This is a genomic window from Kitasatospora sp. NPDC054795 (assembly GCF_053611565.1).
Genome location: NZ_JBSHAP010000046.1, coordinates 41,727 through 61,438, shown reverse-complemented (window position 1 = coordinate 61,438; position 19,712 = coordinate 41,727). Strand labels below are relative to the sequence as shown.

Annotated in this window: 17 protein-coding genes and 2 pseudogenes; 7 read left to right on the top strand and 12 right to left on the bottom strand. The window is 73.7% G+C overall.

Going from position 1 to position 19,712, the window contains the following annotated elements; all coding sequences use genetic code 11:
• Positions 1-27: 27 nt before the first annotated feature.
• Positions 28-591, bottom strand: a complete 564-nt coding sequence (locus ACWGJO_RS18580; RefSeq protein ID WP_452185021.1) for a GNAT family N-acetyltransferase — start codon at positions 589-591, stop codon at positions 28-30.
• Between the two features lie 64 nt (positions 592-655).
• Entirely contained in the window at positions 656-1,546 is an 891-nt protein-coding gene (locus ACWGJO_RS18575) for a LysR family transcriptional regulator (protein ID WP_452185033.1), read from the bottom strand.
• 79 nt (positions 1,547-1,625) lie between these two features.
• Between ACWGJO_RS18575 and ACWGJO_RS18570 the strand changes: the two genes are divergently transcribed.
• Complete coding sequence (locus tag ACWGJO_RS18570; RefSeq protein ID WP_452185019.1) at positions 1,626-2,354, top strand: CTP synthase C-terminal region-related (seleno)protein; 729 nt, start codon at positions 1,626-1,628, stop codon at positions 2,352-2,354.
• A 106-nt stretch (positions 2,355-2,460) separates the two neighbouring features.
• On the opposite strand, the gene ACWGJO_RS18565 is transcribed toward ACWGJO_RS18570, so the two are convergent.
• Positions 2,461-3,015 (bottom strand): GNAT family N-acetyltransferase, encoded by a 555-nt coding sequence (locus ACWGJO_RS18565; RefSeq protein WP_452185017.1) that lies wholly within the window; start codon positions 3,013-3,015, stop codon positions 2,461-2,463.
• Positions 3,016-3,118: 103 nt separating this feature from the next.
• On the opposite strand from ACWGJO_RS18565, the gene ACWGJO_RS18560 reads away from it, so the two are divergent.
• Entirely contained in the window at positions 3,119-4,363 is a 1,245-nt protein-coding gene (locus ACWGJO_RS18560; protein ID WP_452185015.1) for a sensor histidine kinase, read from the top strand.
• A gap of 36 nt (positions 4,364-4,399) precedes the next feature.
• On the opposite strand, the gene coaE is transcribed toward ACWGJO_RS18560, so the two are convergent.
• A complete protein-coding gene (coaE, locus tag ACWGJO_RS18555) occupies positions 4,400-4,999 on the bottom strand; it encodes a dephospho-CoA kinase (RefSeq protein ID WP_452185013.1) in 600 nt (199 codons plus the stop codon).
• Between the two features lie 104 nt (positions 5,000-5,103).
• Entirely contained in the window at positions 5,104-5,745 is a 642-nt protein-coding gene (locus tag ACWGJO_RS18550) for an MBL fold metallo-hydrolase (protein ID WP_452185012.1), read from the bottom strand.
• A gap of 62 nt (positions 5,746-5,807) precedes the next feature.
• Here ACWGJO_RS18550 and ACWGJO_RS18545 point away from each other — a divergent pair, with 62 nt between their 5' ends.
• Positions 5,808-6,239: a MarR family winged helix-turn-helix transcriptional regulator gene (locus ACWGJO_RS18545; RefSeq protein ID WP_452185010.1), complete on the top strand. Its 432-nt coding sequence runs from the start codon at positions 5,808-5,810 to the stop codon at positions 6,237-6,239.
• Here the strand turns inward: ACWGJO_RS18545 and ACWGJO_RS18540 are convergent.
• Both ACWGJO_RS18540 and rpsA read right to left on the bottom strand, forming a co-directional pair.
• Positions 6,222-8,579 carry an MMPL family transporter gene (locus ACWGJO_RS18540; protein WP_452185008.1) on the bottom strand — a complete coding sequence of 786 codons (2,358 nt, stop codon included), beginning with the start codon at positions 8,577-8,579 and terminating at the stop codon, positions 6,222-6,224. The genes ACWGJO_RS18545 and ACWGJO_RS18540 overlap by 18 nt on opposite strands.
• 209 nt (positions 8,580-8,788) lie before the next feature.
• Positions 8,789-10,279, bottom strand: a complete 1,491-nt coding sequence (gene rpsA, locus ACWGJO_RS18535) for a 30S ribosomal protein S1 (protein WP_316520647.1) — start codon at positions 10,277-10,279, stop codon at positions 8,789-8,791.
• A gap of 413 nt (positions 10,280-10,692) precedes the next feature.
• Between rpsA and ACWGJO_RS18530 the strand changes: the two genes are divergently transcribed.
• The 3 genes and pseudogenes from ACWGJO_RS18530 to ACWGJO_RS18520 form a co-directional block, all read left to right on the top strand.
• Positions 10,693-11,571, top strand: coding sequence for a class I SAM-dependent methyltransferase (locus ACWGJO_RS18530; RefSeq protein ID WP_452185006.1), 879 nt, complete (start codon positions 10,693-10,695; stop codon positions 11,569-11,571).
• A gap of 8 nt (positions 11,572-11,579) precedes the next feature.
• Positions 11,580-14,108 carry an ATP-dependent helicase HrpB gene (hrpB, locus tag ACWGJO_RS18525; protein ID WP_452185004.1) on the top strand — a complete coding sequence of 843 codons (2,529 nt, stop codon included), beginning with the start codon at positions 11,580-11,582 and terminating at the stop codon, positions 14,106-14,108.
• 91 nt (positions 14,109-14,199) lie between these two features.
• A pseudogene (locus ACWGJO_RS18520) lies at positions 14,200-14,432 on the top strand (IS630 family transposase); the annotation flags it as partial.
• Positions 14,433-14,526: 94 nt separating this feature from the next.
• Here the strand turns inward: ACWGJO_RS18520 and ACWGJO_RS18515 are convergent.
• Positions 14,527-14,904, bottom strand: coding sequence for a nuclear transport factor 2 family protein (locus ACWGJO_RS18515; protein ID WP_224280924.1), 378 nt, complete (start codon positions 14,902-14,904; stop codon positions 14,527-14,529).
• 54 nt (positions 14,905-14,958) lie between these two features.
• Positions 14,959-15,162, bottom strand: a complete 204-nt coding sequence (locus ACWGJO_RS18510; RefSeq protein ID WP_452185002.1) for a hypothetical protein — start codon at positions 15,160-15,162, stop codon at positions 14,959-14,961.
• Positions 15,163-15,468: 306 nt separating this feature from the next.
• On the opposite strand from ACWGJO_RS18510, the gene ACWGJO_RS18505 reads away from it, so the two are divergent.
• Positions 15,469-16,551 (top strand): HEAT repeat domain-containing protein, encoded by a 1,083-nt coding sequence (locus tag ACWGJO_RS18505; protein ID WP_452185000.1) that lies wholly within the window; start codon positions 15,469-15,471, stop codon positions 16,549-16,551.
• 111 nt (positions 16,552-16,662) lie between these two features.
• Here the strand turns inward: ACWGJO_RS18505 and ACWGJO_RS18500 are convergent.
• The 3 genes and pseudogenes from ACWGJO_RS18500 to ACWGJO_RS18490 form a co-directional block, all read right to left on the bottom strand.
• Positions 16,663-17,043: pseudogene (locus ACWGJO_RS18500) on the bottom strand (transposase); the annotation flags it as partial.
• A gap of 559 nt (positions 17,044-17,602) precedes the next feature.
• On the bottom strand, positions 17,603-18,268 hold the full coding sequence (locus ACWGJO_RS18495) for a hypothetical protein (protein ID WP_452184998.1): 666 nt from the start codon (positions 18,266-18,268) through the stop codon (positions 17,603-17,605).
• A gap of 613 nt (positions 18,269-18,881) precedes the next feature.
• Positions 18,882-19,655: a GNAT family N-acetyltransferase gene (locus ACWGJO_RS18490; protein ID WP_452184996.1), complete on the bottom strand. Its 774-nt coding sequence runs from the start codon at positions 19,653-19,655 to the stop codon at positions 18,882-18,884.
• Positions 19,656-19,712: the final 57 nt, after the last annotated feature.

Genomic DNA, 19,712 nt, shown 5'->3' with positions numbered 1-19,712 from the left:
GGCCCGGCCCGCGGGCCGGGCGGCCGGTCAGCCCCGCAGGACCGCCAGTTCGACCTCCCGGCCGGCCCCGCCGCCGGGCACCGGCAGCGCCACCCCGGACGGCTCGAAGCCGGCCTTGCGGTACATCGCCTCGGCGCGGGGGTTCTCCTCGTGGACGAACAGCCGCACCCGCTCGATCCGGGGCTCGGTGAGCGACCACGCCCACTCCTGGACGGTCCGGATCAGGTCGAGCGCCAGCCCGGTGCCGCGCGCCCGCGGCCGGACGTAGACGCCGACCACGTGCACCTGGTCGACCTCGACGACGTCGCCCTCCAGGGCCCCGCCCCCGCCGGACCGCTCGACCACTCCGGTCATGGAGCCGAGCCAGGTCCCGTCCTCGGCCTGCGCGATGAACTGCGCCACGTGCGGGTCCGTCGCCGCCCGGGTCGTGCGGTCCTGCCAGAACTCGTCCGGCTTGGCGGCGGCCTGCTCGTGGGTCTCCAGGAAGGCCACGGCCGCGACCGGGTCCAGCAGCGCGTCCAGGCGGGTGTCCCTGAGCTGCTGCCACTCGTCGGTCCGCACTCGTCTGATGATCGTCGTACTGGTATTCATCGCGTGATGATGTCATCGGCACCGGCGGCCCGCGCAACCGAATTCGGCGCCTCCGACGGGCCGCTCAGGCCCGGGACCGCGCCAGCAGCCGCGCCAGCAGGGCCGCCGGCCCCTCCGGCAGGCTGCCGTGGACGAGTTCCGTGCGGTGCACCAGCCGGGGCGCGGCGATCGGCGCGTACCCGACCCCGGGTGCCGCCGCGAGCACCGGTTCGGGCAGCAGGGTGAGCCCGTGCCCGGCCGCCACCAGCGCGAGCAGTCCGTGCACGTCGGTGCCCTGGTAGCGGGTGGCGGGCCGGAAGCCGTCGACGCCCGTGGCCGCGCGCAGCCGGGCCGTCGTCGGGGTGAGGTCGGGGGCGTCCAGCCAGCGGGCGGCGGAGAGGTCGGCGAGCGCGAGGCCGCCGCGGCCGGCCAGCGGGTGGCCGAGGGGCAGTGCGACGGCGACCGGCCGCTCGGCCACCGCGACGGTGCGCAGCGGGCCGACGTCGGGCAGCGGCAGCGGGTCGCTGGGCGCGGCCAGCCCGTCGATCAGGGCGAGGTCGACCTCGCCGGTGGCGACCTGGGCGGGCAGCACGTCCTGGGCGAGGACCCGGACCACCGGCTCCGTCAGCGGATGGGCCCGGCGCACCTCGCCGAGCGCACACCCCAGGGTCGCCCCGACCGCCAGCGGGGTGGCCCCGAGCACCAGCCGGGCGCTCGGGGCGCCGGCCAGGCGCGCGACGTCGGCGCGCGCCGCCTCCAGCCGGACCAGCAGCGGTGCGGCGTGCTCCAGCAGCCGCCGCCCGGCCGCGGTCGGGCCGACCGGCCGACGGGACAGCAGCGTCGTGCCGAGGTCCGCCTCCAGTGCGGCGATCTGCTGGGAGACCGCGGACTGGGTGTAGCCGAGCTCCCGCGCCGCCTCCGAGAAGGAGGCCAGGCGGGCGACGGTGACGAAGGTGCGCAGCTGCTGCGGGTCCACGGCGGTCATCAACCGATCTGATCGATACTTAAGGAATCATCGTTGGCGCTGATCTCGGATGCGGGGCCAGGATAGCCGCATGACCTACCTGACCCCGCGGATCGCCCTGGTCGGCGACCGCTCCCCCGCCGTCCGCTCGCACGCCCGGATCCCGGGCCTGCTGGCCGCCCTCGCCGAGCACGACCACCTCGTCCTGGACGCCTACTGGATCCCGACCGGGGACGCCGCCGCACCCGGCGCCCTGGACGGCTTCGACGCGGTCTGGCTGCTGCCCGGCAGCCCCTACCGCAGCGAGGCGGGCGCGCTGGCCGCCGTCCGGACCGCCCGCGAACGCGGCATCCCCTTCCTGGGCACCTGCGCCGGATTCCAGCACGCGGTGCTGGAGTACGCCCGGAACGTGTGCGGCCTCGCCGGGGCCGTCCACGGCGAGGAGCACCCGGAGGCGGAGCAGCAGGTGATCGCCCCGCTGGCCTGCTCACTGGTCGGCCACGAGGGAGCCGTCGCGATCACCCCCGGGAGCCTCGCTGAGCGGGTCCTCGGCGCCACCCGCACCCAGGAGCGCTACCACTGCGCGTACGGCCTCAACGGCGCCTACCTGGACCGGCTGACCGCGCACGGCCTGCGGTTCAGCGGCGCGGACGCCTCGGGCGAGGTGCGGGTCCTGGAGCTGCCCGGACACCCGTTCTTCCTGGCCTCGCTGTTCCAGCCCGAGCTGTCCGGCGACGGCACCCGGGCACACCCCATGGTCCGCGCCCTGGCCCGCGCCGCCGTGGCGCACGCGGACTCCACGGCGGCGACGAGCGCCTGACCCGACGCCGCGGCGGTGTCGACCACCCGGCCGGACCCCACGGGGGCGGCGACGAGCGCCCGGCCCGCTGCGGCGGCGGCCCCGGCCGGGGCGCCCCGAGCCCGCCTCACATCGGCAGCGACCGCAGCCGCACCGGCCCCTCCGGCCACCCGGCCCCCGGCGCCAGCGGCGCCCACATGGTGCGCAGCGGCATCTCCGCCAGCCGTCCCTCCGGCTGCTCCACCGTCACCCCCTCCGCCACCTCCCGGAACCCGAGCCCCCGGTAGAACGCGGCCAGCGGCGGTCGGCAGAACAGCAGCGCGTACCGGTGGCCGAGCGTGCGCGCGTGGTCGAGGGCGGCGCCGACCACGGACCGCGCGAGGCCGCTGTGGCGCCGGTCGGGCGCGACGCAGACCCCGCCGACGCCCATCGCGGTCAGGTCGGTGCCGCCCACGGTGAGCGGCAGCGGCAGCAGCCCGGTGTGGGCGACCAGCCGGCCGTCGGCGGCCCGGACACCGAAGTGGATCTCCTTGGGCAGGAAGGTCAGCCCGGTGTGGGCGACGCCGTACGGGTCCTCCCCGGGGCCGAGGATCTCCTCCTGCTCGACGCGGCCGTACTGCGCGAGACGTTCGACCACCGGCGGCCCGGCGGGGTGCGGCCCGGGCGAGAAACGATCATCCATCCCGCCATGCTCTCCTCCTGCCAGGGCCTTTAACCAGTCCCTTCCCAGCCACTCGGTCCGACGGCCGTCCCCGGTGCCGCGCCGCTGTGGCAGCATGCCCCTCATGCAGCAGCCCACCGACCAGGCGTCCGCCGACCAGTCGGTCGCCGACCTCGCCGCACCGCTGCCCGGCCCGCCGCTGCGCCTGCCCCGCCCGGTCCGCGCCCTCGCGCCGACCGCCCTGGTGCTGCTGGTCCTCGTCCCGCTCGCCGCCAACGACCCGGACGTCGGCCCGACCGCCTCGCCGGGGACCAACGCGGGCCTGATGGCGCTCGGCGCGCTCGCCCTGGCCCTGCGGCGCCGGCACCCGGCCGCGGTCACCGCGGTCACCCTGCTGAGCGGCCAACTCCCGCTGGCCGTCGCCCTCTACGGGCTGGCCGCACGGCGCGGCCGGACCGCGCCGGTGTACCTCCTGGCGGCGCTGGCCGGGCTGCGGCTGTTCGTCCCGTTCGACCTCGGGGACGTCGACGCCCCGTCCGAGCTCGCCAACCTGATCGAGGACCCGCTGGTCTTCTGCGCCGTGCCGCTCGCCCTCGGGCTGACCTCCCACCAGCGCGCCCGCACCGTCGCCGTGCTGGCCGAACGCAACCGGCTGCTCGGCGAGCGCAACCGGCTGCTGGAGGAGGCCCGCCGGCACGCCGAGGAGCGCGCGGTGGCCGCCGAACGCGCCCGGCTCGCGCGGGAGATGCACGACGTGGTGTCCAACCGGGTCTCGCTGATCACCCTGCACGCGGGCGCCGGGCAGGTCGCCCGGGCCGAGGACCCGGCCGCCGTCCGGGAGACCCTCGGCCTGATCCGCGCCCTCGGCCTCCAGGCGCTCACCGAACTGCGCGGCCTGCTGGGCGTGCTGACCACCTCCGCCGAACAGGCGCCCTCGTTGCGCGGGCTGCCCGCTCTGGTCGAGGAGTCCCGGCTGGCCGGACTGGCGGTCGGGCTGACCGTCAGCGGACCGGACGAGGGGCTGCCCGACCCGGTGCCCGCCGTGCAGTACGCGGCCTACCGGATCGTCCAGGAGGCGCTGACCAACGCGCACAAGCACGCCCCGGCCGCCGAGGTGGCCGTCACCGTCGAGGTCGCACCGGACGGGCTGCGCCTGACGGTGGTCAACTCCCCCGCCTCCGACGGGGACGCCGACAGGGACGCCGAAGCCGCCGGCGGGCGGACCGATCACCCGGAACTGCCCTCCGGCGGCCACGGACTGCGCAGCATGCACACCCGGGCCGGCGACCTCGGCGGCACCCTGCAGGCCGGGCCGACGCCCGAGGGCGGCTTCGCCGTCCGGGCCCGGCTGCCGCTCGGCGCCGCCTGAACGGAGCGGCGCCGTCCGAACCGGGCCTGCCCGGTGTCAGGCCGTCGCGCGCCCCGCCAGCTCCGCCCAGACCTCGTCCACCCGCGCCGCCAGCTCCGCCAGGCCGCCGCCGTTGTCGACCACCAGGTCCGCGATCGCCAGCCGGTCCTCCCGCGAGGCCTGCGCGGCCATCCGGGCCCGGGCCTCCTCCTCGGCCATCCCGCGCAACCGCACCAGCCGGTCCAGCCGCACCTCGTCCGCCGCGTCCACCACCACGACCAGGTCGTACAGTGGCGCCAGGCCGTTCTCGGCCAGCAGCGGCACGTCGTGCACCACGACGGCGTCCGGCGCGGCCGCCGCCTCCAGCTCGGCGGAGCGGGCCCGCACCAGCGGGTGGACGATCGCGTTCAGCGCCCTCAGCCGCTCCGGGTCGGCGAACACGACCGCCCCGAGCGCCGGACGGTCCAGCGCGCCGTCCTCCCGCAGCACCTGCGGTCCGAACTCGGCGACCACGGCCGCCAGACCGTCCGTTCCGGGGGCGACCACCTCGCGGGCGATCACGTCCGAGTCCACGATCACCGCGCCGCGCGCGGCGAACAGCCGGGACACCTCGCTCTTGCCCGCGCCGATGCCACCCGTCAGTCCGATCTTCAGCATGGCGTCAGGCTACCGGCGCGGCACCGGGCCCGTCAGTACGGGTCCACGGACGAGGAGCACCGTCGGCACGGGTCGTCGGCACGGGCCACCGACGGGCGACGCCGTCAGCCCAGCTCCAGGCTCTCGCCCTCCCCCAGCACCGTCAGCTCCGCGCCCGTGCCCGGCCCCTGCGGCCCGACCAGCCGGGTCTGCACCGCGAACCCGATCGGGCTGAGCACCGCCTCGTGCACCGGCACCGCCTGGCGCGGCCCGGCCTCCCGGACGTAGTCGATCACCTCGGAGGCCTTGCTCCAGGGCGCCGCGAGCGGCAGCAGCAGGGTGTCCACGGCGTGCGGCGGCACGGTGAACGCGTCACCGGGGTGGAACAGCCGGCCCTCGAAGAGGAAGCCGATGTTCTGCACCCGCGGGATGTCCGGGTGGATCTCCGCGTGCCACTCGCCGTGCACCGAGACGCCCAGCCCGCCGATCTCGAAGGCGTCGCCCTCGCCGACCGCCTCGATCCGCTGCGCCACGCCGTCCAGCTGGGCGGCGACGGCCCGGTTGGTCCACACCCGCAGGGCCGGATCGGCCTCCAGCGCGGCGCGCAGCCGGGACTCCTCGAAGTGGTCCATGTGCTCGTGGGTGATCAGGACGGCGTCCGCCCCGGCCAGTGCGGCGGGGTCGGTGAAGGATCCCGGATCGACGACGACGGTGGTGCCGCCGTGCTCGACGCGTACGCAGGCGTGTCCGAACTTGGTGATTCGCATGACAAAAACCATACAGCAATGCTGTACAGCCTTGCTGTATGAATTGCCGATAGACTTCTCCCATGCCCAGCGAAGCCCCCCACCCGGACACCCTGGAACTCGCCGCCGACCTGCGCGCCGCCCTCGGCACCCTGGTTCGCTCCCTGCGCACCGACGACGAACTGCCGCAGAACCAGGCCGCGGTCCTCGGCCTGCTGGTCCGCGACGAGCTCTCCTGTACCGTCGCCGAACTCGCCGCGCTCCAGCGGGTCCGCCATCAGTCGATGGCCCGCACCGTCGCGCTGATGACCGACGCCGGGCTGGTCACCCAGCAGCCCCACCCCACCGACGGCCGCAAACTGCTGGTCGCCGCCACCGACGCCGGCCGCGACGCGCTGCTCGACCAGCGCGCGCGCCGCGAGCACCTGATCGCCACCGCCATCGAGTCCCGCCTCGACCCCGCCGAACAGGACCGGCTCCGCTCGGCGGTCGACCTGCTACGCCGGCTGGGCTGAACCCACCAGGCCCTTGGCCGCACCGCCCCCGGCCGCGCCGCCCCCGGACCCGACAACCTCGGATCCGGCACCCTCCGACCCGGCCCCGACCCCGACGTCCTCCGACCCGACGCCCTCCGACCCGGTCCCGGCACGCGGCACCGGGAGCACCGCCGGCTCGATCTCCGGCAGGTCGACGTGCTCGCTCAGCCCGAACCGCCGGTGCAGCCGCCGCAGCGGGCCGGGCGCCCACCAGTTGAACTCGCCGAACAGGCTCATCGCGGCGGGCACCAGCAGGCAGCGCACCAGGGTGGCGTCCACCGCGACGGCGACGGCCAGCGCGATGCCCATCTGCTTGACCATCAGCATGTCCCCGAGCGCGAACCCGGCGAAGACGATCACCATCAGCAACGCCGCCGAGGTGATGATCCGACCGCTGCGCTGCACGCCCAGCTCCACCGCCCGGACGCAGTCGTGCCCGCGCAGGGTCAGCTCCCTGATCCGGGCGAGCAGGAACACCTCGTAGTCCATCGACAGCCCGAAGGCGAAGGCGAAGACCAGGACCGGGATGAAGGTCTCCAGCCCGCCGGTCGGGCTGAACCCGAGCAGCCCGCTGAACCAGCCGTCCTGGAACACCAGGGTGAGCGCGCCGAGCGAGGCACCCAGCGAGAGCAGGTTCATCAGCAGCGCCTTGACCGGCATCACCACCGAGCCGGTCATCAGGAAGAGCAGCACCATGGTCCCGACCGCGACCAGCCCGAGCGCCCACGGTCCGCGCGAGAGCAGCTCGTCCTGGAAGTCCACCACCGAGGCCGCGCCGCCGGTGACGTAGGTGGTCAGCCCGCCGCGGTCGGCCCGCAGCTCCTCCACCACCTGCTTGGCCTGCCCGCCCTGCGGGTCCCCGTGCACCAGCACGTCGATCGTGGAGACCGCGTCGCCCACCGGCGACACCGCCCGCACCCCGCTCACCCCGGGCAGCTTGGCGACCACGTCGTCCGCGTACGCCTGCGCCACCGACGCCCCGCCCTCGACCACCACGGTGATCGGCGCGGCCGAGGCCTGCGGGAAGCGCTGGTCGATCGTCTCGGCGACCTGCCGCCCGGCCGAGGAGGCGGGCAGCACCGCGGCGCCGGAGCTGCGCATGTCGGCGTGGAGGAACGGCGCGCCGGCCGCCATCAGCAGCGCCACCGAGGCGAGGGTGACCGCCACCGCCCGCTTGCGCACCCGGCGGACGGTCCGGCTGAAGAACCCCTCGTCCGCCACGGGCGCGACGGGTGTCTTGATCCGCGCGCCGGCGAAGCCGAGCAGCGCGGGGATCAGGGTCAGCGCGGCGGCGACGGCGATCACCACCACGCTCACCCCGGCGGCCGCCACCGCGCCGAGCACCGGGCTGGTGAAGACGAACAGCCCGGAGAGCGCGACGGCGACGGTCAGCCCGGAGAAGGCCACGGTGCGTCCGGCGGTCGCCGCGGTCCGTTCGACGGCGGCGGCGATGTCCGCGCCGTGGCCGCGTTCCTCGCGGAAACGATTCACCATGAGCAGCGCGTAGTCGATCGAGAGCCCGAGCCCCAGCACCGTGGCGATCGGCAGCACGCTGGTGTCGATGTCCATGATCCGGCTGAAACCGAACATGGCCAGCAGCGCGCCGCCCACCGAGGCGACCGCCCCGATCACCGGCAGCGAGGCCGCCGCCAGCCCGCCGAAGACCAGCACCATGACGATCAGCGTGAGCGGCAGCGTCACTATCTCGCCGAACCGGGTGTCCTTCTCGGTCTGCTGCTTGACCTCCTGCTGGAGCACCAGGTCCCCGCCGACCGTGACGTGGGCGCCGCCCGCCCCGTTCAGCGCGCCGAGCCGCTCGGTGACGGCGTCGGTCTGGGCGGTGCTCGCGGTGTCGGCCATCCGCACGGTGACCAGGCTCGCCGTCCCGTCGGCGGAGCGCAGCGCGGCGGGCGCCGGGCCGGAGCCGTACGCGTCGAGCGCGGAGGAGACCCCGGGCAGGGCGGCGATCTCGGCGGTGGCCTTCTCGACGGCGGCCTTCACCGCCGGATCGTCCACCGGCCTGCCGTCCACCACGGCGGTCACGGTGCCCTTGGCCGGGTCGGCAGCGGCGACCACCGCACTGCCCCGGTCGGCCTCGGCGCTGGCGGAGGAGGCCCCGGCCACCGAGCCCTCGAAGACGCGTCCCCCGATCAGGACCCCGACCACCAGGACGACGGCCCACAGGCCGAGCACCCAGCGACGGTGGCGGAAGCAGAACCGGCCGAGGGCCGCGAGCCGGCCGCCGACCACGGCGGTGGGGGCGGAGGCAGAGGCGGGGGTGGGGGCGGGGGCGGGGGCGGCGAAAAAGGGGTTTCGCATGAAGGAGCCTTTCGGGCAGCTCCCCTCAATCTAGGTGCAACCCGAACTCCGGCCTATAGATGGGCAATGAGCCTCATCTCACACTTTCCTTCACATAAAACACACATAAGTCAAAGCGTGATAAGTCATGGCGAAAAACGAAATGGGCCCCACCCGGAAATCCGGGTGGGGCCCACCGTCTAGCTATCGGCTAGCGGGAAGCGAGAGCCTCAGCTCTGGCCACCGGCCAGCTTCTCGCGCAGAGCGGCCAGGGCCTCGTCGGAGGCCAGGGCGCCCGAGCCCTCGTCGCTGCTGGACGAGTAGGAACCACCGGCGGCAGCGGCGACGGCGTCGCCACCCTCCTCGGCGGCCTGGGCATCGGCCTCGCGGCTCTTGATGACCTGGGCCTGGTGCTGCTCGAAGCGGGTCTGCGCCTCGGCGTACTGGCGCTCCCACTCCTCGCGCTGCTTCTCGAAGCCGGGCAGCCAGTCGTTCGCCTCGGGGTCGAAGCCCTCCGGGTAGATGTAGTTGCCCTGGTCGTCGTACGAGGCGGCCATGCCGTACAGGGTCGGGTCGAACTCGACCTCGGCCGGGTTGGCACCCAGGGCCTCGTTGGCCTGCTTCAGCGACAGGCTGATGCGGCGACGCTCGAGGTCGATGTCGATGACCTTGACGAAGATCTCGTCGCCGACCTGGACGACCTGCTCCGGGATCTCGACGTGGCGCTCGGCCAGCTCGGAGATGTGGACCAGACCCTCGATGCCCTCGTCCACGCGGACGAACGCACCGAACGGAACCAGCTTGGTGACCTTACCCGGGACGACCTGACCGATCTGGTGGGTCCGGGCGAACTGCTGCCACGGGTCCTCCTGGGTCGCCTTCAGCGACAGGGAGACGCGCTCGCGGTCCATGTCAACGTCGAGAACCTCGACGGTGACCTCCTGGCCGACCTCGACAACCTCGGACGGGTGGTCGATGTGCTTCCAGGACAGCTCGGAGACGTGCACCAGGCCGTCGACGCCACCCAGGTCCACGAAGGCACCGAAGTTGACGATCGAGGAGACGACGCCGGAGCGCACCTGGCCCTTCTGCAGGGTGGTGAGGAAGGTCTGGCGGACCTCGCTCTGGGTCTGCTCCAGCCAGGCACGGCGGGACAGGACCACGTTGTTGCGGTTCTTGTCCAGCTCGATGATCTTGGCCTCGAGCTCCTTGCCCACGTAGGGCTGGAGGTCGCGGACGCGACGCATCTCGACCAGCGAGGCGGGGAGGAAGCCCCGGAGGCCGATGTCGAGGATGAGACCACCCTTGACGACCTCGATGACGGTACCGGTGACGATGCCGTCCTCTTCCTTGATCTTCTCGATCGTGCCCCAGGCACGCTCGTACTGAGCGCGCTTCTTGGACAGGATGAGACGACCCTCCTTGTCCTCCTTCTGGAGAACCAGGGCCTCGATGTTGTCACCGACGGCGACGACCTCGTGCGGGTCAACGTCGTGCTTGATCGAGAGCTCGCGGGACGGGATGACGCCCTCGGTCTTGTAACCGATGTCGAGGAGAACCTCGTCACGGTCGACCTTCACGATGACGCCCTCGACGATGTCGCCATCGTTGAAGTACTTGATGGTCTCGTCGATGGCGGCGAGGAAGGCCTCCGCGTCGCCGATGTCGTTGACCGCGACCTGCGGGGTGGTGCTGAGGGAGGAGTCGGTGGGGCTCGTCATTAGGAAAAGGGCTCCGGTACGGACATGAAAGTCGTAGGTAATGCCACGCGGAGGGCCCGTATCGCTCCCACCGAAAGCCGGACAGCCAAGAACACGGCACACCGGGATTCCCGTACAACGAGAACCGGCGTCCGTCTTGCGACCGTGGGGTCTTCGACAGATGCGAGCGCGACCTGCTCCGTCCGAGGCGCGCAGGCCCGCAGCGCAACTTGTAGCATACGGGGACGGCCGGGCACGGTCAATGCCGAAGGACGGCAAGACGGTGGAGCCCGGTACGGATCAGGCCATATCCTCCGAATGCGCGCCTTGCGGCGACACCCGAAGGGGCCACGTCCCCGGATGCCACCGCCAGGATCCGGACCCTGACGGGCCGGTTCGCGGCAGCGGCGCTTCCGCATTCCATACCCTACGCGATGGGCATTGTCACCGTGGCCACCACCCCCCAGTCGGACCTGCACGATCTTGACACCTCCCCCGCGCGGGCCGAGGAGGAGGACGGCGACGACGCGATCCGCCGCGAGGCCGGCACCGGGGAGAGCAGCCGCGCCAGCCGGCACTGGTGGGACCGCAACGCCGACGAGTACCAGGACGAACACGGCGAGTTCCTCGGCGACGACCGCTTCACCTGGTGCCCCGAGGGCCTGGACGAGGCCGACGCCCGCCTGCTCGGCGAGGTGGCCGGCCGGGACGTCCTGGAGATCGGCGCCGGCGCCGCCCAGTGCTCCCGCTGGCTCGCCGCCCGGGGCGCCCGGCCGGTCGCCCTGGACATCTCCTACCGCCAGCTCCAGCACTCCCGCCGGATCGACCTCGGCCGCGGCACCGACCCCGTCGCCGTCGTCCAGGCCGACGCCGCCGTCCTGCCCTTCGCCGACGCCTCCTTCGACCTCGCCTGCTCCGCCTACGGCGCCGTCCCGTTCAGCGCCGACACCACCGCGCTGATGCGCGAGGTCCACCGGGTGCTGCGGCCCGGCGGGCGCTGGGTGTTCTCGGTGACCCACCCGATCCGCTGGGCCTTCCCGGACGAGCCCGGCGTCGAGGGCCTCACCGCGGCGTCCTCCTACTTCGACCGCACCCCCTACGTCGAGCAGGACGAACAGGGCCGCGCCACCTACGTCGAACACCACCGCACCCTCGGCGACCGGGTCCGCGAACTCGTCACCGCCGGCTTCCGACTGGTGGACCTGGTCGAGCCCGAGTGGCCGGCCGGACTGGAACAGGAGTGGGGCGGCTGGTCCCCGCTGCGCGGACGGCTGATCCCCGGCACGGCGATCTTCGTCACCGAGCGGGGCTGAGCCTCTCCATGAACCCGGCCTGGCGCGAACTGCCCGTCCGCACCGCCCTGCCCGCCCTGCACCGCGCGTTGGACGAACACGGCACCGCCGTCCTCGCCGCACCGCCCGGCACCGGCAAGACCACCCTGGTGCCGCTCGCCCTGGCCGGACTGCTCGATCCGGGCGGTCCGGGCGATCCGGGCGGTACGGTGCGCCGGGTGCTGGTCGCCGAACCCCGCAGGCTCGCGGTACGGGCGGCCGCCCGGCGGATGGCCTGGCTGCTCGGCGAACCGGTCGGCGGCCGGATCGGCCACACCGTGCGCGGCGAACGCACGGCGGGCCCGGACACCGTGGTCGAGGTGGTCACCACCGGCGTGCTGCTGCAACGGCTCCAGCGCGACCAGGAACTGCCCGGCGTGGACGTGGTGGTGCTCGACGAATGCCACGAACGGCACCTGGACGCCGACACCGCGCTCGCCTTCCTGCTCGACGTCCGGGCGGCGCTGCGGCCCGAACTGCGGCTGGTCTGCGCCTCGGCCACCTCCGACACCGAGGCCTGGGCCGAACTGCTCGGCGGCGCGCCCGTGGTGGAGGCACACGGGACGTCCCACCCGGTCGAGGTGGTCTGGTCGCCGCCGCCGCGCGCCGTCCGGCCCGCCCACGGCACCCGGGTGGACCCGGCCCTGCTCGACCACGTCGCCTCGACCGTCCGGCGGGCCCTGCACGAGCGCGACGGCGACGTGCTCTGCTTCCTGCCCGGCGTCGGCGAGATCGCCCGGGTCGCCGGGCAACTGGGCGGCGTCACCGCCGAGGTGCTGCAACTGCACGGCCGCGCCCCGCAGGCCGTACAGGACGCCGCCCTCACCCCGTCCCCCTCACGGCGGGTCGTCCTCACCACCGCCGTCGCCGAGTCCAGCCTCACCGTGCCGGGCGTACGGGTCGTGGTGGACGCCGGACTGGCCCGCGAACCCCGCACCGACCACGCCCGCGGCCTGGCCGGACTGGTCACCGTCCGGGCCTCCCTCGCCGCCGCCCGCCAGCGCGCCGGCCGCGCCGGACGCGAGGCCCCCGGCACCGTCTACCGCTGCTGGAACGAGGCCGAGGACGCCCTCGCCGCCCGCTTCCCCACCCCCGAGATCGCGCTCGCCGACCTCACCCCCTTCGCCCTCCAGGCCGCCTGCTGGGGCGACCCGGACGCCACCGGCCTCGCCCTGCCCGACGCCCCGCCCGCCGGGGCGATGGCCGCCGCCCGACAGACCCTCCAGGCCCTCGGCGCCGTCTCCTCGGACGGGCGGGCCACGGCCCGCGGCGTCCGCCTCGCCCGCACCGGACTGCACCCCCGGCTCGGCCGCGCCCTGGTCGACGGCGCGGCGGCGGTCGGTGCGCGGCGGGCCGCCGAGGTGGTCGCGCTGCTCTCCGAGGAACCGCCACGCGCGCTCGGCGACGACCTCGGCGCGGTCTGGCGCACCGTCCGGTCCTCCCGGGACCCCTACGCGGGCCGCTGGCGCGACGAGGTCCGCCGCCTCCTGCGCGGTACCGGCTCCGAGCCCGCCACCCAGCTCTCCGACGGCGCCGCCGCCGGCCTCGTCGTCGCCCTCGCCTTCCCCGAACGCATCGCCCGCGCCCGGGTCGACAAGCCCGCCCCCGGCGAGCGCAGCCCGTACCTGATGGCCTCCGGCACGGCCGCCGAACTCGCCCCCGGCACCACGCTCGGCGCCGTGCCCTGGCTCGCCGTCGCGGTCGCCGACCGCCCGGCAGGCTCCCACTCCGCCCGGGTGCTGCACGCCGCGACGCTGGACGAGGACACTGCCCTGGTCGCGGGTGCGGCGCTGCTGACCGCTCGTGAGGAGGTCCACTGGGACATCCGGCGCGGTGAGGTGGTCTCCCGCCGGGTCGAGTCGCTGGGCGCCATCGAGCTCGCGGAGAAGCCCCTCAACCGCCCCGACTCTTCACTCGTCCGGTCAGCCCTCCTCGAAGGCCTCACGCGCGAGGGCATCAGCACCCTGCTGAGCTTCCCGTCCAACCTCCGCGAGCGCTTGGCGTTCCTCCACACCGCCATCGGAGACCCTTGGCCCGACGTCAGCGACGAGGCGCTGCTGGAACGCGCGGAGGAGTGGCTGGAGCCCGAACTCTCCCGCGCCCGCCGCCGCTCCGACCTCGCGAGGATCGACACCACCGCGGCCCTGCAACGCCTACTCCCCTGGGCCACCGGCGAGGCCGGCCGCCTCGACGAACTCGCCCCCGAACGCATCACCGTGCCGTCCGGCTCGAAGATACGAGTCGACTACACCACCGAACGCCCGGTGCTGGCAGTCAAGTTGCAGGAACTCTTCGGCTGGACAGCGGCCCCCGCCCTGGCCGGCGGCCGCATACCGTTGACCATCCACCTGCTCTCCCCCGCCGGCCGCCCCGCCGCCGTCACCGGTGATCTGGAGAGCTTCTGGCGCGAGGGCTACCGCGCCGTCCGCGCCGACCTCAGGGGCCGCTACCCCCGCCACCCCTGGCCCGAGGACCCGACCACGGCCGAACCCACCCGCCGCCTCAACGCCCGGAAGTAGCATCGAGCAAGACCTCGACCCACGGACCCCGAACACCTGCCGACGCCCGAGCACCTCCCGATCCACGGGGAGCCTCCCTGGGTACCGGTGATCGCCCGGCTACGCATCCTGGGACAACCCGATCGAGGCCCACTTCGGCCCGCTGCGGCAGTTCACCCCCGCCAACTCCCACCACCGCAGCCACCCCACGCAAACCGGGCACTGCACCGCTACTCGCACTGGCGCAACGCCAACGCCAACGCCCGCCACCCCGACGTGCTTGCCGCCCAACGCAAGGAACGCGCCCGCATCCACAGCGAGAAGGGCATCCGCTGGGGCGGACGCCCCCTCAACGCCGCAGCCCCACCGACCGCGAACCCGCAGCCCCGCAGTGCCGAAAGGGCCACGTTCACGAGACGGACAGCGGCAGAAGGACGACTCAGGAGGCGGACGGCTCGATCTCCCCCGCAAAGACGATGACCTGGTCGATGAGGCTCCGCCGCAGATGGACGACGTCCGTTCCCGCCAGGCGGGGGCCTCCGTCCGGCGTGGTGAAGACCCACTGGTACCGGGCCCACTCGCCAGGCATGTCCACCGCTGAGCAGCGCGCCATCGTGCCGGTCCCCGCCGGGTGGCGCCGGATGTCCAGCACGAACCGCTCGACCGCCGCGATTCCTTCGCTGCGACCCAACGGCCCCCAGAAGACCACGTCCGAGGTCAGGGCCTGGGAGAGCAGGGCAGTCACATAGCTGTCGTCCGAGGCGTTGAACGCGGAGATGAACGTGTCGATCGCGGAGCGTGCCGTCTCTTCCTGCATACCCCAGTAATACCAGCCGTTGCGCGAGCGCTCGTCCCGCGAGCCGCCTTCCGATCACGGTGGACCATCCCGGTCACCGCACTGCCGCACCACGGGGATCGCGCCGGAGCGCCAGTCGGCCAGCCGCTTGCGGATGTTCGCCACCATCGGCGGCCCGTCCGATTCGGCCGGGGTGAACCAGGCCTCCTCGTGGGACTCGTCGGACACCCGCAGCTCCCCGCCGAGCGGGCGTCCGAGGAGGCAGATGGAGAACTGCACACACACGTGAGCTTGGACGAGGTCATGTCGGCACGGGCCATTGCGTCACGGAGTGGGCTGTTCACCGACTGGCCTTCCACGAGTTCGTGATCCGGCCCGCAGGCGAGCGCCGGCACCGGATCCTGACTGCCCCAGCAGTACCGGGCGCAGCGAAGAAGCTGTGCTCGATCCCCGTTGCTCGATGGCACGTTGGGGTCTCGGCCGGGTCCGGTCGCGTCCCGGGTTGTCGACGCGCGTGTGGACCGGAGGCGCGGTCGGGCCGACAATTCCCGTGTGCACTCGCGGTTCGTGCACCAGAATGCCCGCATGGAAACGGACACCGTGGCGGAGCTGGTCACGCGGGCACTGGTGGCGGCGCGCGCCATCGCCGCTTCGGACGACCCGGACGACCACGACGGCTGGGCCGACTACGTATCGCTGCTGTGGCGGGCGGCCTCCGCCGACGGGGCGGCGGCGCTGCCGCTCGGCGTGGAGCTGATCGCTTCGGCCGATCCGATCGAGCGCGGGGCGGGCTGCGACCTGTTGCGCGACACCAGCTATCACCACGAGGCGGTCCGCGTCGGGACGGCCACCGCGCTGGTCGCCCTCGCTCAGCGGGAGACCGAAGCCGGCGTGCTGCGGTCCCTGGCGCGCGCGATCGAGAAGACGTACGACCCGCGCGCCGTCCCCGTCCTCGTCACCCTCGCCGAACATCCCGACGCCGAGGTCCGCGAGGAGGTGGCCCGCTCGTTCGCGGAGGTCCTCACCGGCCTGCCGGACGGACCGGACATCCGCGCCCTCGTCGGGCTGAGTCAGGACCCGGACCCGGAGGTCCGCAACTGGGCGACGTTCACCCTCGGCGTCCAGGCCGAGGTGGACAGCCCCGCGATCCGGGCCGCGCTCTGGGAGCGGACGGCCGACGAGCACACCGACACCCGCACGGAGGCGATCCGCGGACTGGCCTGCCGGCACGACCCCCGCGCCGTCCCGCTCCTGGCCGAACTGCTCGACAACCCCGAGGGCGCCCACCTCCTCACGTTCAGCGCGGCCCCGATCACGGATGCCCTCGAACCGCTGCCGGCCCTCCCGGAGTACGAACCCGGCGACGACTGGGTCACCGACGCGGTGAACGCCTGCAACCCGGCTCGGCGGGCCCGCCTGGACGCCTTCGCCTGGGAGCTGGTCTGCACGCTCGACCGGCTCCGCCCCGACCTGGGCGCCGCCGTCTCCATGGAACGCTTCGGCTGGGGCCGCTTCCTCGGCGTCGGCGCCGCCTCCGGGTCATCGGGCTACGACATCGAGGCGCTGCTCGCCCGCGCGGACGGCGACCCCGCACGCGCTGCCGAGCTGGTCACGGCCGACCTGCCGAGGACCCTGCCCGATTCCCCTCCCGGTCCTCGGTCCCCGTGAGCGAACGCGATCGGTGACGAGTGATTCCGACGATCCGCACCGGTCGGTGGCCTCGGTGGCGCACGCAGGAAGTCGGCCCGTCGACTCTGCTGGCAAAGTGTGTGATCTGGGTCAGGCTGCGGTTGTGATCCCGTGTTGGGTGCAGAGTGTGTGGATGCGGGTGGGGTGGCGGTTCGGCCGGGTGGTGGTGTCGTAGTGGGTGCCGAGTCGGCGGATGTTGATGGCGATGCCGGTGAGGACGTTTTGCAGGTGGGTTTTGGTGAGGCCTCGGTAGCGGGATCGTCGTAGGCCGGGGCCTCGGACCGCTTGGGAGATGGTGCCCTCGATGCCGGCGCGGGCGCGGTATGCCCGGCGCCATTGGGGGGTGTCCTGTTCGGTCTGCATCCGTGTGCGGGCGGTGTGGACGGGTTCGGGGTGGATCTGCAGGGTGCGGCTCACGTGGGGGGCGGAGGTGGTGCACCGGGCACGGATGGGGCAGGGCCGGCAGTCGGCGCGGGAGAAGTCTGCGCAGCAGTGGAGTTGCCGAAATGACCCCGGCGGTCCGCCTCGATCCCGCTGGACGTCACGGCCGTCCGCTCCGTCCGGGTTCGCGGGCCCTCGCCCTACGAGGGGCCTGCCGACCTCGGCGGCGAGGACCGCCGGTTCGCCGCCGCGCGAACCTTCTGGGGGGCGGGTGGCATCCCGGCGTCGCTGCCGGGGAACGCCACGTCAACCATCTCTGGGACAACCGGGCGGCAGAGTACAGGCCGGCCCGCCTCGCCACCGCCCAGCGCTACGGATTCCGGGCACCCCACACGCTGATCGCCGACGACGAACACGAGGCTCGGGAGTTCACCGCCGAGCACGCCGCCGGCACGGTCGACAAGCCGGTCGCCGAGGCGACCGCCCGCTACCTCTCCGACGTCCGACTGACCTTCGGTACCTTCGGCTTCGCCGTCACCGCGGACGGCATGTGGCACTCCCGGAGTGCAACCCGAACGGGCAGTGGTCCTGGCAGCCGGCCGAGATCACCGACGAGATCGCGATCGCGACAAGGGTTGCGCGGAGCGGTTCAGCAGCCGCCCGAGTTCGCCGAGCCCGAGCCTCCGGAGATCCACGGCGAGTAGGACGCCGGCGAGGGCTTGGGCCGCACGCTGCGCTTGGTGATCAGTTCGACCTCGACGCCGGCGGGGCCGAGCAGCACGGTCAGGGCCTCCCTCAGGCGCTCCGCGTCGGTGCCGGCGGGCGGTTTCCACACCACCTGCCCGCCGGTGAAGTCCAGCCGCCCGACGAGCGCCTCCTCGACCGGCGCGCGATCGCCCTCGTAGGGCTCCATGATGCTGTGCACCAGCCAGACGGCGGGCAGTTCGGTCAGCGGCCGCCAGTCGTCGGGGCGCCCGCCCCGGACCAGCCGGTAACGCTCCGCCGCCTCGGGCGGGGCGAACTCGATCCGGTGGACGGTGGTCACTTCCATCCGGGCGATCACCGGGACGGCAAGCAGGTACTCGACCCCCGCGATCACCCCGACCACCGCGGCGACGGTGCCCCCGGTCGCGCCGAGGAGCCACAGGACGAACGCCACCATGAACGTCGGCGCGAAGAGCACCAGCGGCGCCTTCAGCGCGCTCCCGATGGCCGTCAGACAGTACAGCAGCGCACTGCGCCGGGTGCCGCCGCCCTCGCGCAGGACGATGTCGGTCGAGGCGGGGCCGGTGCGCAGGACGTCATCCAGAGCCATGCCAGGAGCGTAGGACTGCCGAACAGGACCGGCCAGGGTCCTGACACGGCCAGTGCACCTGATACCCAGCGCAACTGACGTGGCATCAGTTCGAGGGTGCCGGGCCGGGGCAGCCTCACTCCGGCCCGGGCGCGCGTGCGGGCGCACCGGCCCGGCAGAACAGCAACTCCCGCCCCACCGGCACGATGTGCGTCCACTCCGGTACGAGCCTTCCGGCGGCCGGCTCGCCGCAGACCACACCCGGCGCCGTCCCGGACCGCAACCGTTCCCGGGCTACCTCCACGAGGACGGAAGCCGAACCGCCGTCCACCACGCAACCCGCCCCTTCGCGGTCCCGCCCCGATCGGTCTTCCGCTCCGGACGGCGACGCCCCACGGAACCCCACGGAACCCCGCGGTGCCCGCCTCCCGCCGCCGTACGTTCGCCACGCGCCTCGACTCGGCACCGGAGCCACCCGAGCCACCACCCCGGGCTGCGCGGGGTGGTGGCGGGGCCGACTTCCCGCGCAGCCCGGGGCCGGCTGGCGCGTCCGGATGAGGAGATCGCCCTGCCGGACCCGACCGTCCGTCCACAGGGCCGGGGCCCTGAACCGGCAGGCCGGCGGGTTTCGGCGCTATACCGTCCCGGAGGGCGAGACCCACCAGGTCGAGGGTGTCGCGGTGACATAGCCCAGCGACTCGTACAGCGGTCTGCCCAGCTTCGAAGCGGTGAGCGTGGCCGGCAGGTCCGCCAGGTGGGCGAGGGCGCCGAGCATGACGGCCCGGCCCACGCCACGCGACCGGAACACCGACGACGTACCGACCCAGTAGTGGCTGCCGACGCCGTCGGCCACGACGCTGACGCAGGCTCCCGCGGCCACGCCGTCGAGCGTGGCGACGAACACGTCCACGCCGGACTGTTCGATCAACGCCGTCGGGAACAGCTCGCCGGGACGGTGGGGCTCGAACCCGTCCAGCTCGAAGCCCTCGATCACGACCCGCTCGGCCGCCTGGAGGTCCTCGGACTGCCGTACCCGGATCACGTCCAGCGCCGGTTCTCCGACGGGCCCGGGCTGGCGCAGCATGATCGGCATCTGCCAGTTGCGCATGCCGAGGTGGTTCAGGTCGGTCGAGCTGAACGGATCCTCGACGTTCACGGGGCCCGCGGCCCGGCGCGTCAGCTCGCTCACCTCGGCCAGTTCGCCCGGGTCGAGGTCGGGCTCCTGGATCAGGATCCGCAGTCCTGCACGCGCGTCGCCGTCGACCGCGACGAATCCGCGACGCCGGATCACCTCGTGTCCCCGGCAGAGGCCGGTGAGGGTCCAGAAGGCGGCGGAGTTCCGGGCTTGACGCATCGGCGCCTCGGCCAGGGACACGGGCTGGTCGGTCGACGTGGGTCCTGTTGTCATTGTGCCTACGGTAGTGGGGAATTGACCCATCCTGCCGGACCAATTCCCCGCGGGCCG